The 16,486-nt window shown below is 45.6% G+C and carries 16 protein-coding genes and 1 tRNA gene; 12 read left to right on the forward strand and 5 right to left on the reverse strand.

Annotated elements, in window-relative coordinates; translation table 11 throughout:
* The first annotated feature begins 14 nt into the window (after positions 1–14).
* The 3 genes from Q1A23_RS01725 (at position 15) to Q1A23_RS01735 (ending at position 3,151) form a co-directional block, all read left to right on the forward strand.
* Positions 15–695, forward strand: a complete 681-nt coding sequence (locus Q1A23_RS01725; RefSeq protein ID WP_299818589.1) for a zinc metallopeptidase — start codon at positions 15–17, stop codon at positions 693–695.
* A 229-nt stretch (positions 696–924) separates the two neighbouring features.
* Positions 925–2,064 (forward strand): acyl-CoA dehydrogenase, encoded by a 1,140-nt coding sequence (locus Q1A23_RS01730; RefSeq protein ID WP_299818592.1) that lies wholly within the window; start codon positions 925–927, stop codon positions 2,062–2,064.
* Positions 2,065–2,224: 160 nt separating this feature from the next.
* Positions 2,225–3,151, forward strand: a complete 927-nt coding sequence (locus Q1A23_RS01735) for a helix-turn-helix domain-containing protein (RefSeq protein WP_187068224.1) — start codon at positions 2,225–2,227, stop codon at positions 3,149–3,151.
* Here the strand turns inward: Q1A23_RS01735 and Q1A23_RS01740 are convergent.
* From Q1A23_RS01740 to Q1A23_RS01750, 3 genes are read right to left on the reverse strand one after another with little or no spacing between them, the layout of a single operon-like run.
* On the reverse strand, positions 3,134–3,895 hold the full coding sequence (locus tag Q1A23_RS01740; RefSeq protein ID WP_299818595.1) for a geranylgeranylglyceryl/heptaprenylglyceryl phosphate synthase: 762 nt from the start codon (positions 3,893–3,895) through the stop codon (positions 3,134–3,136). The genes Q1A23_RS01735 and Q1A23_RS01740 overlap by 18 nt on opposite strands.
* Positions 3,885–4,460, reverse strand: a complete 576-nt coding sequence (locus Q1A23_RS01745) for a hypothetical protein (RefSeq protein ID WP_299818598.1) — start codon at positions 4,458–4,460, stop codon at positions 3,885–3,887. Before Q1A23_RS01745 ends, Q1A23_RS01740 begins: the two co-directional genes overlap by 11 nt.
* Positions 4,457–4,837 carry a phage holin family protein gene (locus tag Q1A23_RS01750; RefSeq protein ID WP_299818601.1) on the reverse strand — a complete coding sequence of 127 codons (381 nt, stop codon included), beginning with the start codon at positions 4,835–4,837 and terminating at the stop codon, positions 4,457–4,459. The genes Q1A23_RS01745 and Q1A23_RS01750 overlap by 4 nt, the downstream gene beginning before the upstream one ends.
* Before the next feature lie 156 nt (positions 4,838–4,993).
* Here Q1A23_RS01750 and Q1A23_RS01755 point away from each other — a divergent pair, with 156 nt between their 5' ends.
* Positions 4,994–6,097, forward strand: a complete 1,104-nt coding sequence (locus Q1A23_RS01755) for a DnaJ domain-containing protein (RefSeq protein ID WP_299818604.1) — start codon at positions 4,994–4,996, stop codon at positions 6,095–6,097.
* A gap of 281 nt (positions 6,098–6,378) precedes the next feature.
* On the opposite strand, the gene Q1A23_RS01760 is transcribed toward Q1A23_RS01755, so the two are convergent.
* Positions 6,379–6,451: transfer RNA gene (locus tag Q1A23_RS01760), tRNA-Phe, on the reverse strand.
* A 169-nt stretch (positions 6,452–6,620) separates the two neighbouring features.
* Between Q1A23_RS01760 and Q1A23_RS01765 the strand changes: the two genes are divergently transcribed.
* The 6 genes from Q1A23_RS01765 (at position 6,621) to Q1A23_RS01790 (ending at position 13,750) form a co-directional block, all read left to right on the forward strand.
* A complete protein-coding gene (locus Q1A23_RS01765) occupies positions 6,621–7,994 on the forward strand; it encodes a 4Fe-4S dicluster domain-containing protein (protein WP_299818607.1) in 1,374 nt (457 codons plus the stop codon).
* A gap of 105 nt (positions 7,995–8,099) precedes the next feature.
* A complete protein-coding gene (locus Q1A23_RS01770) occupies positions 8,100–8,918 on the forward strand; it encodes a (Fe-S)-binding protein (RefSeq protein ID WP_299818610.1) in 819 nt (272 codons plus the stop codon).
* A gap of 92 nt (positions 8,919–9,010) precedes the next feature.
* A complete protein-coding gene (locus tag Q1A23_RS01775; RefSeq protein WP_299818613.1) occupies positions 9,011–9,493 on the forward strand; it encodes a hypothetical protein in 483 nt (160 codons plus the stop codon).
* Positions 9,494–9,520: 27 nt separating this feature from the next.
* Positions 9,521–11,470 (forward strand): OmpA family protein, encoded by a 1,950-nt coding sequence (locus tag Q1A23_RS01780; protein WP_299818615.1) that lies wholly within the window; start codon positions 9,521–9,523, stop codon positions 11,468–11,470.
* A gap of 229 nt (positions 11,471–11,699) precedes the next feature.
* Positions 11,700–12,872, forward strand: a complete 1,173-nt coding sequence (locus Q1A23_RS01785) for an AIR synthase related protein (protein ID WP_299818618.1) — start codon at positions 11,700–11,702, stop codon at positions 12,870–12,872.
* Between the two features lie 143 nt (positions 12,873–13,015).
* Positions 13,016–13,750 carry a DUF4476 domain-containing protein gene (locus Q1A23_RS01790; RefSeq protein ID WP_299818621.1) on the forward strand — a complete coding sequence of 245 codons (735 nt, stop codon included), beginning with the start codon at positions 13,016–13,018 and terminating at the stop codon, positions 13,748–13,750.
* Positions 13,751–13,931: 181 nt separating this feature from the next.
* Here the strand turns inward: Q1A23_RS01790 and Q1A23_RS01795 are convergent, their stop codons facing one another.
* Positions 13,932–14,417, reverse strand: coding sequence for a DUF4293 domain-containing protein (locus tag Q1A23_RS01795; protein ID WP_299818624.1), 486 nt, complete (start codon positions 14,415–14,417; stop codon positions 13,932–13,934).
* Between the two features lie 66 nt (positions 14,418–14,483).
* Here Q1A23_RS01795 and Q1A23_RS01800 point away from each other — a divergent pair, with 66 nt between their 5' ends.
* Both Q1A23_RS01800 and Q1A23_RS01805 read left to right on the forward strand, forming a co-directional pair.
* Positions 14,484–15,683 (forward strand): acetyl-CoA C-acyltransferase, encoded by a 1,200-nt coding sequence (locus Q1A23_RS01800; protein ID WP_299818627.1) that lies wholly within the window; start codon positions 14,484–14,486, stop codon positions 15,681–15,683.
* Between the two features lie 183 nt (positions 15,684–15,866).
* Positions 15,867–16,418, forward strand: coding sequence for a GAF domain-containing protein (locus Q1A23_RS01805; protein ID WP_299818629.1), 552 nt, complete (start codon positions 15,867–15,869; stop codon positions 16,416–16,418).
* Positions 16,419–16,486 lie beyond the last annotated feature (68 nt).

Raw genomic sequence — 16,486 nt, forward strand, 5'->3', positions numbered from 1 at the left:
ACACAAGTATAGCTATGGCTGGAATATATTTAATAGGTATTTTATTTATGCTGATAAGCTGGCTGGTTAGTGCCCGCTTAAAGAGCAAATTCAAAGAGTACTCTCAAACACCTTTAAGCTCGGGCCTGAGTGGCCGCGAAGTAGCCGAAATGATGCTCCGTGATAATGGAATCACAGATGTAAAAGTAATGTCGGTTGCAGGCCGTTTAACAGACCATTATAACCCTGCAGATAAAACGGTAAACCTAAGCGAGTATGTATATGAGGCACGAAGTGCTGCCGCTGCTGCAGTAGCAGCACACGAATGTGGTCACGCGGTGCAGCACGCACAGGCTTATACTTTCCTTAAGTTCCGTTCTGCTATGGTGCCTGCATTAAGTATAGCCTCCCGTTATATGCAATGGATTATACTTATCGGTATCCTGATGCTGCAGACCACGGCATTGCCACTTACAATAGGTGTTGTACTGTTCGCTTTAACCACAGTTTTTAGCTTTGTGACGCTGCCGGTAGAGTTTGATGCCAGTAAGCGTGCTTTAGCCTGGATAGACCAAAGAGGAATTGTTACAAGGCAAGAGCATGGCATGGCAAAAGATGCACTTAAGTGGGCGGCCTTAACGTATGTGGTTGCAGCGCTTGGTTCTTTAGCAACGCTATTGTATTACATATCACTATTAATGGGCCGACGCGACTAGATTGAATGCTCATGCAAAGCTATAATAGATACAAACGCCGCCTGTATGTAAGTACAGACGGCGTTTGTATTTAAGGATGTTGGTGTTTAGTAACCAGAGATATCAAAATCAAAGTATAATTATTCGGCTCGCATAACATAATTCCTGTTTCGCTTATATAATTGTACTATATTTTATAATTTTGTACCCGTAAAATATTATTTCAACAGATTCATTTATATATACAAGTATGAATTTTCAATTAACAGAAGAGCATCTGGCAGTACAGGCTGCTGCACGTGAATTTGCACAAACAGAGTTATTGCCTGGCGTTATAGAGCGCGACGAACTTCAGAAGTTTCCGGCTGAGCAGATCAAGAAAATGGGCGAGCTTGGCTTTATGGGGATGATGGTTGATCCGAAGTATAATGGCGGCGGTATGGACACTATCTCTTACGTGCTGGCCATGGAAGAGATCTCTAAAGTAGATGCTTCTGCTTCTGTTGTAATGTCTGTAAACAACTCGCTTGTATGCTGGGGCCTTGAGAAGTATGGTAACGAAGAGCAAAAACAGAAATACTTAACAAAATTAGCTACAGGCGAAATTATCGGTGCATTCTGCTTATCTGAGCCAGAGGCAGGTTCTGATGCCACTTCGCAGCGCACAACTGCCGAAGACAAAGGTGATTATTACCTGCTGAACGGTACAAAAAACTGGATCACCAACGGTAGTACAGCTTCTGTATACATCGTGATTGCACAAACAGATGTGGCCAAAGGTCACCGTGGCATTAATGCACTTATTGTAGAGCGTGGCATGGAAGGCTTTGAGATCGGACCTAAAGAAAATAAGTTGGGTATCCGTGGTTCTGACACACACTCGCTAATGTTTACCGATGTTAAGGTGCCAAAAGAGAACCGCATCGGAGAAGACGGCTTTGGCTTTAAATTTGCCATGTCTACGTTGGCGGGTGGCCGTATTGGTATTGCTTCGCAGGCATTGGGTATAGCTTCTGGCGCTTACGAGCTGGCAGTTAAATATTCTAAAGAGCGCAAGGCGTTTGGTGTGGAGATCGCAAAGCATCAGGCTATCCAGTTTAAGCTGGCTGATATGGCGACAAACATTGAGGCTGCTCGCTTGTTGTGCCTCCAGGCTGCACACGATAAAGACACGCATGCAGACTATGGCAAATCAGGTGCAATGGCGAAGCTTTTTGCATCAAAAGTAGCAATGGAAACAACTGTAGAGGCGGTACAAGTTCATGGCGGTTACGGTTTCGTGAAAGAATACCATGTAGAGCGTTTAATGCGTGATGCAAAAATTACACAAATTTACGAGGGTACTTCTGAGATACAGAAAATAGTAATTTCAAGAGAACTGCTTAAATAAATATAGCCTTAAAACATTGTTTCCATGCTGTTTAAGCTAAGAATAGGGTTTCCTGAATTAAAATTAAATTTTTAAATATAATTTGAATTTTATAAAGATTAATCTTAGCTTTAGGCCATAATTAAAGGGTTTATAGTATAAAAGTTAGTTGGTAACACACATGGAAGATTACAATAAAATTATTGAATCGCTTGGGGTGCGGTTCATTAAAGCTAAGAATCTGGTGTTGCAGCAACCATTTACGGTTCGCAACGCCTACGATGTAGGCAATAACTTAATCCTGCTTCATAAAGGTAGCATCTTCTTTGGGGATGAAGAGCAAATGGTTGAAGAGGGAGAGTTGTTGTTTATACCTGGTGGCCGCAGCACGAAAGTGACTTACGGTCCTGCAGGAGAAGGAAAGACAATCTCTAACGATGATCTGATCACCAATAAAGAGAAGTTCTTTAAAAACAACAACGATCTTGATTTGATCGGCGATGCAGAAGAGAGCCACAGCTTTGTGAGCTTTGAGGCAAAAGTTTTTGACTCGGTTAACTTCTTCGCATCTCTAGATTTGCCAGCGTTCCTTATCTCAAACAACAACAAGTTAGCTAACCTGGTTATCAAAGTTGTAGAAGAGAGCATGCAGGAGCTGCCAGGTAAAGAGCGTTTGATTAACATTTACACAGAGAACATTGTAGTAGAGATTGTTCGCCATATTCTGCGCAACAGAATGTTTGTGGAGCAGTTGGCTACAAACAGTACATACTTCAAGGACCCTCGCCTTATCGACCTGTTCAACTACATTAAGGAGAATCTGGGCGGCGACTTGTCCAACAAAGTGCTTTCAAACGTGGCAAACGTATCTGAGGATTATGTAGGCCAGTACTTTAAAATGCTGACGGGCATCAACCCACAGGATTACATTGAGTACCAGCGTATGGAGCGTGCGGTGTTCCTGCTTAGAACAACTAAGAAAAGCATCCGTGAGATTGGTAAAGAAGTTGGTTATAAAGATACCGCTTACTTCTGCCGTCGCTTTAAGATGATGTTTGGTATACCTGCCGGTAAAATGCGTCGTCGCGAATCAGCGATGAACATCTAAGGCAACGTTATACGAAGCGATAAGATTAGAAACCTCGGCCAAAAAGCCGGGGTTTTTTTCTATATGGTTACCTACCACAATTACGTCTGCACCTGCATCTAAAGCTGCTTTTGCTTTTTGACTGGTGTTGATACCACCTCCCACAATAACAGGCGCATCAACGGCCTCGCGTACAGCCGCTATCATCTCAGACGAAACAGGCTCTTTTGCTCCGCTGCCACCATCCAGGTACATATACTTTAAACCAAGCATCTCGCCGGCCATGGCGGTGCAAGCGGCTATCGCTGGTTTATCATGGGGGATGGGGGTGGTGCCGCTCATGTATGATGCAGTTGTTTGTCGGCCGGTATCCACGAGCATATAACCGGTAGGATAAATATTTAACTGGCTGGCTTTAAGTATGGGCGCTGAAATAACATGTTGCCCGATTAAAAACTCTGGGTTACGGCCAGAAATGAGGGATAGAAGCAGGATGCCGTCAGCTTGGTTATCAATGTGCAGGCTGCTGCTCGGGAAAAGTATAACTGGAATATCGCTGTTCTCTTTTATGAGTTGGATAATGGCAGCTTGGTTTTTGGATGTGATCAGGCTGCCTCCTACAAAAAAGAAATCAACCTGATGTGTTTCGCTTAAAGAGAGCAGATTCAGGCAGGAAGCCTCATTGAGGTTGTCTGGGTCTAGCAGTACGGCAAAGTGTTTCCTGCCTGATATATGCTTTTTTGGGCGAAGGTTTTTAAATGGCATCCTCTTTTGGAACAATAATCTCAGTTGTCTCTACTACAGTTACCTCTTCTACAGGTCTTGCTGCAATATCGTCATTTTCGGAGATACTATTCAGATGGTCGCTAACCTTTTTCGTGATGTACATCATTAGCAAAGCTGCTGCCTGAGAGGTAATAACCTTCACCACACTTGAGCTGAGCATGCCTTTCGATTCATTTTCAGCTTCATGAGTGTTATGCTGGGCATGTGGCATGCGCTCAGAAGATAAGGTATATTCATCTTCATGCTCATGCACAAGAGAGTTGTAATCGCTTACGCCTGCCATTACGGGAACGCCGGCAGCATCATGGGATCTTGTTTTCTTCTTTGGCTTTTTAGCTTTTTTTTTGCTGCTGCCCCCGATCATGCGCTTTAACAGATAGCCTGCCAGCAATACGCCGCCTGCCATGGCTACTTTTTTACCAATCTCCTGGCTTTGGGCCTTAATGTTGTCCACGTCTCCCATCAGCGCATTTCTGTACTCGTCTTTTTGCCGCTCCAAGAAATCCCGCTCGTTATCAAACAACGGGTTCGATAGTTCACTCATATGCTTTTCTCTCTTTTATCAGATTTATAAATCGTATTATTCAAAGATTTGTCAGCGATGTCGCTAAATACTTTTTTATCAAGGCCAACTATTAGCACTACCAATAATATTACGTAGAATAGTGCTACAATGCCAAAACCCCAGAAGGAGCTATCCAGAAGGTGGTTTAACAGCAGTCCTAAAAAAATACTAACGAATATTAAACACATAAACCCAACTAATCCAAGCAAAACAGCATGTATCGTATTTACTAGCGCAGCTTTTAGTTTTTCTTGTATTTCTAATCGTATGATATCTATACGGGTATCAATGTAACCCATAAGATTCTCCATAATATTAGTGCTTTTTTCGCGTGTACCGTTATCAGGAATAGTCATAGTTTTTATAGCTTTTTTTGTTGCTTTTACTGTATACGTGGGTAGGTGTAAAAATTTACGCTAAGTATGGCAGAATGTAAGTGTAGTACGGTATTTGGTGTATATTGTCTGTTTCTAGGTTAATTTAGCAACAATATTTTTTAAGATTCTGGTTTTTTGGATCGTAACTACTATAGCGTTTTAGGCATAAGCCCAACAGCCACTACACAGGAGGTAAAGGCTGCTTACAAGCGCCTTGCCATAAAATACCACCCGGATAAAAACCAGGGAAATGTGCTGGCAGAGGAAATGTTCAAGCAGATCAACACCGCTTATCAAACACTTGCTAACCCAAACAAGCGTGCACGCTACGACTTGCGCCTGCAGTACCAGCGGGAGCGACAGCGCGTGCTCCGGCAGCAGCCAGTTTACCAACAGGACCCACGATATTCTCAGACGCGACACCCGGCTGGGGTAAATGAAAGGCATTACCGCACTATAAAACGCGAAAATTACCGTTTCTCACGCAAAGACTGGTATATAACGATTGCTTTTGTGGCGGGCTTGTTCACTTTTAGTTTATTGCTAAAACTCGTAATGGATCATGTAACAGGCGAAGACAAGTATAAAACTGCTTTAACTTATATAGCAGACGGCAAGTATAGCAGCGCTCATCGGCTTTTGTCGGATGCTATACATTTTATGCCTGAAAATGCCGATGCCTACGAAGCCCGCGCAATGATAGAGCTGGATGTGTATGAAAATTACCCGGCTGCGCTTGATGATTTAAATAAAGTTCTGAAGCTGCGACAGAGCCCGTCAGCACAGATATATTTTATGCGGGGCCGTAGCTTTCAGCAAATGGAGCAATACCAGCAGGCAGAAACGGATTTGACGCAAGCCCTTAAGCTAAACAAGAACCTTTGGAGTGCCTACCTGGCGCGTGGCGAGATACGCCTTTTCTTTTTGGGCAAGTATGAAGAAGCAATTTCTGACCTGACAGTATACCTTAAAAATACCAGGCCAGGCAGTAAGGATTGGGTGGCTGCGTTAACTTACAGAGGGTTTGGATACTCTAAGCGAAAAGATTTTTATTCGGCGGAGCAGGATTACAGAATGGCATTTGATGTGGACAAGCAGAATGGCCGGATTTTATACTTGCTGGGCCGTAACGAAATAGAGCAGTTTAAATCTGACTCAGCGTGTGCTCACTTTCATCAGGCTTACCAATTAGGTTACTCCGCAGCGCTTTTTGAGTTAAGGACCAATTGCCCGGAATAATTTGATTGCTGCGATACAACGTAGCAGGATGTTTGCTAAACAAAAGACTTTATAATAGCCGTTGGCAACTAGTTACCAAGCTAAGATTGACCTGGTATCTGGTAAGGTTGTTAGGTCAGGGGCCAGATTTATACTTTGGCTAATGGGTAAAATGCTGCTTCCGGATTGCAGCTATAAAGAGCAAGCGAGAACTTAGCAAAGAAAATCAAGTATAGAAGAGAGCTTAGAACGGGTGGAAGCTAAAAACAAAAAACCCTTGCCATTTCTGACAAGGGTTTTCGTGGTGATGATTGGAATCGAACCAACGACACAAGGATTTTCAGTCCTTTGCTCTACCAACTGAGCTACATCACCAGCTCTTGTTGTGTCCCCCTTTTCCGTAAGGGTATGCAAAAGTAGCAACTAACTTTTAAGTAGCAAACAATCTTGAGAAAAATATTTTAAAAAATTACCTGTACATACGTTTTTCTCATTATTCTGCTATCTTTATATACTAAATAGTATGTATAACGAATAATTTGCCGTGATAGGAATAGAGAACATTATCTTTCTAATTGTAGCAGCCATAGGTATTGGCCTGTTTGTGTGGCAGATCAGCAAGATCCGCAAAAATGTATTGCTAGGCCGCGATGTCGATCTTGCCGATAACCCTTCGGAGCGAATCAATAAAACCTTGTTGGTAGCCTTTGGTCAGCAGAAGATGTTTAAGCGCATGCTGCCGGCTGTGCTGCACCTTTTCGTGTATGTTGGCTTTATCGTAATTAACATTGAGGTGTTGGAAATACTGATAGACGGCATATTTGGTACGCACCGTGTGTTAGGCTTTGTTGGCCCACTATACAGCGGCCTGATGGCACTTAACGAGATACTGGCAGCCCTGGTGATTATTGCCTGTGTTATGTTTTTATGGCGACGCAACGTAACAAAAGTGCCTCGCCTGGCTACAGGTGTAGAGATGCGCGCATGGCCTAAAATGGATGCAAATTTTATCCTGATTACGGAAATTGTGCTGATGCTGGCGCTGTTCGTGTTCAATATTGCAGATATGAAGCGTGTGCAACTGGCTGGCGAAGAAGTGGTGGGAGCATACCCAATCAGCAGCATGTTTGTTAATGTTTTTGGCGATAACCCGGAGCAACTATACATAATAGCCAAAGTAGGTTGGTGGTTCCACATACTGGGTATACTTGCCTTTATGAACTACCTGCCAAGCTCAAAGCACTTCCATATCATTATGGCTTTCCCGAACGTGTACTACTCTAAGCTGCTGCCAAAAGGTAAGTTCACAACCAATCCAGCCATTACCCACGAGATTAAAGCCATGTTAGACCCAAGCTACCAGCCGCCTGCCCCTGAGGTAGATGCCGAAGGTAACCCGGTACTACAGCGCTTTGGAGCTAAAGACGTGGAAGATTTGACCTGGAAGCAGTTGATGGATTCTTATACTTGCACGGAGTGCGGACGATGTACGTCTGTGTGTCCTGCAAATATTACAGGTAAACTGTTGTCGCCGCGCAAGATTGTAATGGATACCCGCGACAGGATGGAGGAGAAAGGAGAGCATCCAGCTATCTTCAGGCCTAATCATTACAAAGCTTTAGGCGAAGAAAGAGTAGAAACAACAGACGAGAAAACGTTGCTGCGTGGTTACATCACCCCAGAAGAACTTTGGGCTTGTACGTCGTGTAACGCTTGTGTGGAGTCTTGCCCGGTAAACATCGACCAGCTTTCCACAATCATGGACCTGCGCCGTTACCTGGTGCTGGAGGAGTCTGCTGCGCCGGCCTCGATCAATGCCATGTTCACAAACATCGAAAACAATGGTGCGCCGTGGGCATTCCCGGCATCGGATCGCTTTAACTGGGCCGATGAACTATATGTGCCTTCTAAAAACTAGACAAAAGAATTTTTAGACAAAGGACAAAAGTCATTGGATGTAGGAGTTGATTATTGATTCCTTTATCTTTTGTCAATTAGTCCTTTGTCGTTTACAAATAATCAGATGGAAGAGAATAAAAGATTAGTAAAAGTGCCTACCATGGCCCAGATGGCTGCTAATGGAGAAGAGCCTGAAGTATTATTTTGGGTAGGCTGTGCCGGCGCTTTCGATGACCGCTATAAAAGAGTAACACGTGCCTTTGTGCAGATACTGGAGCATGTAGGCGTAAAATATGCTGTACTTGGCACAGAAGAAAGCTGCACCGGCGATCCGGCCAAGCGTGCAGGTAACGAATTCCTGTTTCAGATGCAGGCGCTTACCAACATAGAGGTGCTTAATGCTTACAACGTTAAGAAAATAGTAACCGCATGCCCGCATTGCTTTAATACCATCAAAAACGAATACCCAGACCTTGGCGGCAACTACGAAGTAATTCACCACTCTACGTTTCTGCAGCAACTGATAAACGAGGGGCGTGTAAAAGTACAGGGTGGCGAAGCGTTCAAAGGCAAGCGCATCACTTTCCACGACTCTTGCTACCTGGGCCGTGCAAACGATATTTACGAAGCACCGCGCGAAGTACTGGCAGCCTTGGATGCCGACCTTGTGGAGATGAAGCGTAGCCGTGCCAATGGCCTTTGCTGTGGTGCCGGTGGAGCGCAAATGTTTAAAGAGCCTGAGCCAGGAACAAAAGACATCAACATTGAAAGAACAGAAGAGGCACTAGCCATATTAGGAGCAGGTAACGGAGTAATCGCCACAGCTTGTCCTTTCTGTATGGTGATGATGAATGACGGTGTAAAGAACAAGGAGCAGGAAGAAAGCGTAAAAGTTTTCGATATAGCCGAACTGATTGCTCAGGCTGAAGGACTAACAAAGTAAGTTATTGATTGCTGCACGTACGTTGCGCTAGAGATTATACTTTATAATGCAATTCACGAAAGGCAATCAACAGCTAACAATTAACAATTACCATGTATATTCCGTTTGACGAATTGCCGCCACATGCGCGCCTGTGGATTTACCAAGCCAGCAGGCCTTTTACAGAGGCAGAGCAGACTGAAATAAAACCGATTTTACAACGTTTTGCTACTGAGTGGAGCAGCCACGGGAAAGGCTTGCAGGCATCTGCGAGTTTGTTACACGATCGGTTTTTGGTGCTGGCCAACAATGAGACAGCAACAGCAGCTAGTGGCTGCTCCATCGATGCTTCTGTGCGCTTTGTACGGGAGTTGGAGGAGCAGTTCGGTGTTTCATTCTTTGACCGCTCTCAGCTTGCTTTCTTTAACCAGGGAGAGGTAGAAACAGTACCGATGGGCGAGTTAAAAAGTAAAGTAGCGGCCGGCGATATTAGTAAAGATACTTTATACTTTGATACGTTAGTAAATAACTACGGAGAGCTGCAGCAAGCATGGCCTAAGCCTGCCGGCAACAGTTGGCTCTCCCGGTATTTTTGATCAGGCAAAACCTAACCATACTTGTTCATGCATCAAATGCTACAACCCAAACCTCTGGCGGCACAGCTAAAATCAATTAGTTTGTTCCTGCTGTTTGTGATGCTTCTCAGCTCCTGCGGCTCGGGCAGGTACTTAAGCAGAGGCGATAAAAAGTTTGGGGAAGAGGAGTATGAACGTGCAATCGAGTATTACAAGCAAGGCTTGGGTAAAGCGAATAACCCTGGCGAGATAAATTATAAGATAGCAGAGGCTTACCGCCTGTCTAACCGCTTGGCGCAGGCAGAACCATACTATAAAGCAGCCTTGGATGGCAATTTCAAGAAGGAAGACGGCTTCTTTTACTACGGACTTGCGCTTAAAGCAAACGGCAATTACGAGGAGGCGCTTAACCAGTTCGAAGACTATCTTAGATTAGGGGCTAACCCGCAGCTGAAATCGAAGGCTGCCCGTGAGGTGGAAAACTTCAGTACGCTAAGCAGCATACTACGTAAAGCACCTCGCTACGAAATACAGAACCTGGAAGCCCTGAATACGGATGCCTCGGAGTTTGGGCCCTATGTGTTGAACGATGACCTGGTATTTTCATCTACGCGTGGCCCCGGTAAAGCATACATGGGCAACGGCGAAGGTTTTATAGATGTGTTTGCAACCACGCTTACCGACTCGGCTGCGGCCCTTGGTGGTGCAGTTAGAAAATTTGAAGGTATAAACCTGGAGGGGATGCACGATGCACTAGCCACCTTCTCGAACGAAGGCCGCACAATGGTTTTTGCACGCAGCAACGAGGGTACCAAGAAAGGCCGCCAAAACGTGGACCTTTACATCTCGCACTTCCGTTCCGGTGCCTGGAGCGAACCTGAACTGCTTAAAATTAACGACCCACGTGCCTGGGATTCTTCTCCGGCTTTCTCGCCTGACGGTAAAACGCTTTATTTCTCTTCTGATAGAAAAGGAGGCTTAGGAGGTAACGACATCTACAAATCAACAATAGATGGCAGCGGCCGCTTCTCTACACCAGAAAACTTAGGACCAAGTATAAACACGCCAGGCAACGAGACATTTGTTTCTGTTGGTCCGGATGGCACGCTGTACATTGCTTCTGATGGTTTGCCAGGTCTGGGTAATCTGGATTTGTTCCGCGTGGAAAACGGTGTTCCGGTAAACATGGGCCAACCGGTAAACTCTCCCGGCGATGACTTCGGTATTTTCCTGCAGAACGAAAACACAGGCTTCTTCTCTTCTAACCGCGATGGCGGCAAAGGCGGTGACGATTTATACTTTATTGGCAGAACCAAGCGCAAGCAAGTTAATTTCTTTGTGGATGGCTCTTTGTTTCAATTACGAGACGGTGCCCGCCAGCGTACCTTGGTAGCCGACCATACTGTTGTATTACAAGATGAGAAAGGTACTCGCCTGAGCGATATAAAAACGGATACGAAGGGGCAGTTTACCTTCGCTCTGGACACAGCCTCTACCTATTTCCTTATTGCTGAGAAACCCGGCTTCTTTACAGCCCGCCAGCGCATAACCACAGTAGGTAAAATGCCCTCTCAAGACCAGCTTACAGATGATGAGACAGAGGTTCGCTTAACAGCTACTTTAGTGCTTAACGAAATTGTAAAGGAGAAAGCCATTGTGCTTGAAAACATCTTCTACGACTTCGATAAAGCCAACATTAGGCCGGATGCAGCCGAAGAACTAGATAAACTGGTGCAGGTACTGAACGATAATCCAAGTATATCCATAGAGCTAAGCTCACACACAGACGTTAGAGGTAGCGATGTGTACAACCAGGACCTGTCGCAGCGCCGTGCCGAATCAGCGGTAGAGTACATTATATCCAAAGGTATAGACCGCTCGCGCATTACAGAAAAAGGTTACGGCGAGAGCAGATTAGTAGTTAAAAATGCTAAAACGGACGAAGAACACCAGCGCAACCGCCGTACAGAATTCAAAGTAGTGCGTATACAAGAGTAATCAGTGTAGCGCTACATAAAAAAGCCGCACAAGTTTATACTTGTGCGGCTTTTTTGATAAGAGTTGTAAGCTTGGCAAGATTACCTTCCGTACCGGGGCTGATTACCCCAATCCCTACTTAACCAAGGAGGGCAGTTAGACCAAGTATAGTAAAATCATACTTTTCTTTGCAGCCAATACTGCTTATCACGGCAGCTTTGTTAAATTTGTAAGCAAATCATCCCCAACTATGGAAGAAAATAGATATTTGCGCCGCGGCGTTTCTGCCTCCAAGGAAGACGTGCACAACGCCATTAAAAACCTCGATAAAGGATTATTTCCAAAAGCTTTCTGCAAAATTATTCCTGATATACTTACCGGCGACCCCGAATACTGTGCCCTGATGCATGCTGATGGAGCCGGCACCAAATCTGCGCTGGCCTACATGTACTGGAAAGAAACCGGTGATATGAGTGTATGGAAAGGCATTGCGCAGGATGCTGTGGTAATGAATACAGATGACCTGCTTTGCGTGGGAGCAACCGATAATATCCTACTTTCCTCTACCATTGGCCGTAATAAGAACCTGATACCAGGCGAGGTGATTGCAGCTATCATTAATGGTACAGAAGAAGTACTGCAAATGCTCCGCGACAACGGTGTGGGCATTTACAGCACAGGTGGCGAGACAGCCGACGTAGGTGACTTGGTTAGAACCATTATCGTTGATAGTACAGTAACTGCACGCATGCGCCGCGATGAGGTAATCTCTGACGATAACATACAACCTGGCGATGTGATTGTAGGCTTCTCTTCTTCAGGCCAGGCAAAGTATGAAACGGAATATAACGGCGGTATGGGCAGCAACGGCCTTACCTCTGCACGTCACGATGTGTTCCATAAATACCTGGCGGCCTCTTACCCTGAAAGTTATGACCCAGAGTTGCCTGCGGACCTTGTTTACGCTGGTAACTATCGGCTAACTGATATAGACAAGGAAACAGGTATGGAAGTGGGCAAGCTGGTGCTGTCGCCAACCCGTACCTACGCGCCAATTGCAATAGAAATACTGAAGCAGCACCGCCAGCACATACACGGCATGGTACATTGCAGCGGAGGTGCGCAAACTAAAGTGCTACACTTTACTGAAAAGGTGCACATCATTAAGGATAACCTGTTCCCGGTGCCGCCGCTGTTCCGCATCATACAAGAGCAAAGCCACACCGACTGGAAAGAGATGTACAAGGTATTTAACATGGGCCACCGCCTGGAAATTTATCTGCCAGAGCAGTACGCACAGAGCCTGATCGACATCTCGAAATCTTTTGGGGTGGATGCGCAGATCATTGGCCGTGTAGAGGCAAGCGAGCACAACGAACTTACCATCAAAAGCGACAAAGGCGAATTTTATTACGAAGGATAACCAAGTATAAACCTATATTTTAAGTAGCCACAGGTGCATAGCCTGTGGCTATTTTTTTATAGGGCCAACCAGCACTATGCATAGCTCCAAAATTTGGCACAATAATTGGCTTAGCGGAAGTATAAGGAAAAACCTATACTAACATGAAAAAGCTTCTACTTCCGTTCTTGTTTGTGCTGCTAGCTTTGCCGGTGTTTGCGCAAACTGCCGTGCTTACCTTTACCGCTGAGCGTGGCGAGGTGTTCCAAATAAAATTAGATGACAGAACCATAAACCACGCGGCTTCTAACTTTGTACAGATCGCGCCGCTAAGGCCCGGCAAGCATTATGTGGAGGTGAAAGTGAGAACACGCCAGGGAGTGTACCAAATGGGGCAGCGCATTGTAGTGCCAGCCGGAGTAGAAGCAAACTATGGTGTGCGCACCATGGGCAGAAGCGGCAAAGCGTACCTGCGCCTGATCAGCGAAGTGCCTTTAGCGCCACCTGTAGTAGTTAGGCCGTTGCCTCGCTACCCAGACCGCTACGACGATTACGACCGCTATGAGCCAACACCGCCACGTTACGATGATCGTTACAAAGGCGATTGCCGCAACCTGATGACTGGCCACGAAGTAGACCGCCTGATACAGACCATGCACAGCCGCGACTTCGAGAGCACCAAGCTAAGTATAGCCCGTGATGCCGTGCGCAACGGAAGTATACTTGCCGAAGACCTGAAGCGTGTACTGCAGCAATTCGATTATGAAAGCACTCGTGTAGAGTTTGCAAAGTATGCCTACGATTACGTCTGCGATAAAGAGCATTTCTACTACATCTACGACCTGTTCAAGTTTGATAGCAGCGTGCAGGAACTGGAGCGGCATACTGGCAGGAGGTAAATGATTGATAAGTACAAGAATGATCAACAAATATAACTTTCATGTCATCTCTCGCAGACGTTCGAAATGACATAAGCTTTAGTCCCATACTTCAATAGTGTAAAAAGCAGAAGCCGCTTCAGGGTATACTCCGAAGCGGCTTCTCTATTTTATCAGTACTAAAGTAGCTCATTCATTCAAATTATCTCAGCCTGTCTACAGACCTTACCAAATCCTCGTCGCGTTTGATAAAGCGATTAGCCAATGCATTCAGCAGCAAGCCTAGCATCGGGAAGTAAAAGCCAGCTTCGTAGGCGCCATTGTTGTCTGCTTTTACCAGTTCTGCACCCACATAAGCCGCATAATAAAACGAAGTGCCCAGCAGCGCAGCCAATACAAGCGTGTTCAGCAGGCCCAGTTTCATTTGGTTCAGGCGGTTTTTAAACTGGAAAATCTCATACAAAGCAATAGCAGCAGCGGCAATAGCCAACATGCCAATAGCGATGGCGCTTTTTACAGGAGTGCCCTCAGCGGCATTTGCCGGCATGTAAGAGTTTATATTCCAGGCAGTAAGCACCACCTCTTCGCCGGTTGTAGCATCAGTCTTAGACCAAAGCGGTAAAAATAGCATGGCTAGCATCGATAGTGCCAGCAGCAACAGAAATACGGATTGAATTCTTTGTATCATAAAGGGGTTAATTTAACTTGCATTGAGATACAAAATTAGACAAAGACCGGTAAAACCAAAACATAGATGAACACAGCATACATAGTTGATATACTTCGCACCCCAGTTGGCAAATTTGCAGGCACGCTTAGCAGCGTTCGTCCTGATGATATGGCGGCGCTGGTAATGAAAGAAATTGTAGCTCGCAACCCAAATCTGGATCCTGCTTTGATCGAAGATGTAGTGATGGGTGCGGCTAACCAGGCTGGCGAAGATAACCGAAACGTAGCGCGTATGGCATTGCTTTTGGCAGGCTTGCCTATGGAGATTGGTGGCGTTACTGTTAACCGCCTTTGCGCTTCTGGTTTGCAGGCTATCATGGATGCATCAAGAGCTATAACCTGCGGCGACGGAGAAGTATACCTGGCTGGTGGCGTGGAAAGTATGACACGTGCCCCGTTTGTAATGGCTAAGGCCGAAACAGCTTATTCGCGCACTCCTGAAATTTATGATACTACTATTGGCTGGCGCTTCACAAATCCGGCCTTATCTAAGCTGCATTACCCGTTTGGCATGGGCGAGACAGCCGAGAATGTGGCAGAGCGTTACGGTATTTCACGTGAAACCCAGGACGAGTTCGCTTATCAGTCGCAGGTAAAGTATAAAGCAGCTGCAGAGGCAGGTAAGTTTAAAGATGAGATTGTGCCGGTGCACATTCCGCAACGCAAGGGCGATGCCATAGTTTTTGACACAGACGAACATCCACGCTTGTCTTCAATACAAAAACTGGGAGAGTTAAAGCCGGCCTTCCGGAAAGACGGCACCGTAACAGCTGGTAACTCATCGGGCATCAACGACGGTGCAGCCGTTTCTATCATTGTAAGTGAAGAGATACTGAAGCGCTACAACCTAAAGCCAATGGCCCGTGTGGTTTCAGCGGCTGTAGCAGGCGTAGACCCGGCACACATGGGTATGGGCCCGGTACCGGCCACACAAAAGGCCTTAAAGCGTGCAGGTATAAGTATAAACGATATCGGCTTAGCCGAAATAAACGAAGCTTTTGCAGCGCAGGCTGTGCCATGTGTGCAGCAGCTGGGCATTAACCCGGATATTGTAAACGTAAACGGAGGCTCCATTGCTATCGGCCACCCACTTGGGGCCAGCGGCACACGTATCTCTGCAACTTTGCTTCACGAAATGAAGCGCCGCAGCGATGTAAAGTATGGCCTGGCTACTATGTGTGTAGGAGTAGGGCAGGGGGCAGCTATCATTTACGAGAAACTTTAGAAGCTTTTCATATACTCCCCAAAGCAGAAGGCTTGTGCACTATCCGCACAGGCCTTCTGCTTTTTTAAGGGCACAACTAATCTCTGTTTAAGGGAGTGTTGTTGAACTAACAGTAGCCAAAAAAGCTTTTCAAGGTAAGCAAGGTTGTTTTGAAGCTACCTGCTCCTATATAAGATAAGAAACGTGAGAGAAAGAGAGATAAAGAATACTTTTACCGGGGTAAACCTGATACCAAGCAATGAGGAAGAGAGACTACAAAAACTAAAAGAATACGAGATACTGGATACGCCGCAAGAGGGCGCTTTTAATCACCTGGCAGCAATGGCGATACATATGTTTAAAGTGCCAATCGCCCTGATATCGTTTGTAGATGCAGACCGCGTATGGTTCAAGGCTAATGTGGGCATGGAGGGTGTTGAGAATGTGCCTCGTGGAGAGAGCTTATGTTCTTTAGCGATTCTAAACGACGATCTGGTAATTTTTCAGGATGCCATGAATGAGCCATGTTTGCTGGCCAACCCGCTTGTGTCGGGCAACTTTGGATTACGCTTTTACGCAGGTGCACCGTTAACTACCTCAGATGGTTTAAACATAGGAACGTTTTGCCTGGTAGATAAACAACCCCGAGAGTTTACAGAAGACGATCAGAAAATGTTGGTGCAGCTTGCCGCCATTGTGATGGGCGAAATAGAAAGTCGCTACCTGAGGCGCAAAACCTCTGTAAAAAGTCAGTAACCGAAAAGCAGAGTATAAGTTAGAGAAATGACAGACCCGCCAGCACCATGTGCTGGCGGGTTTTATTT

The organism is uncultured Pontibacter sp. (genome assembly GCF_947492645.1).
Taxonomy (GTDB): Bacteria; Bacteroidota; Bacteroidia; order Cytophagales; family Hymenobacteraceae; genus Pontibacter.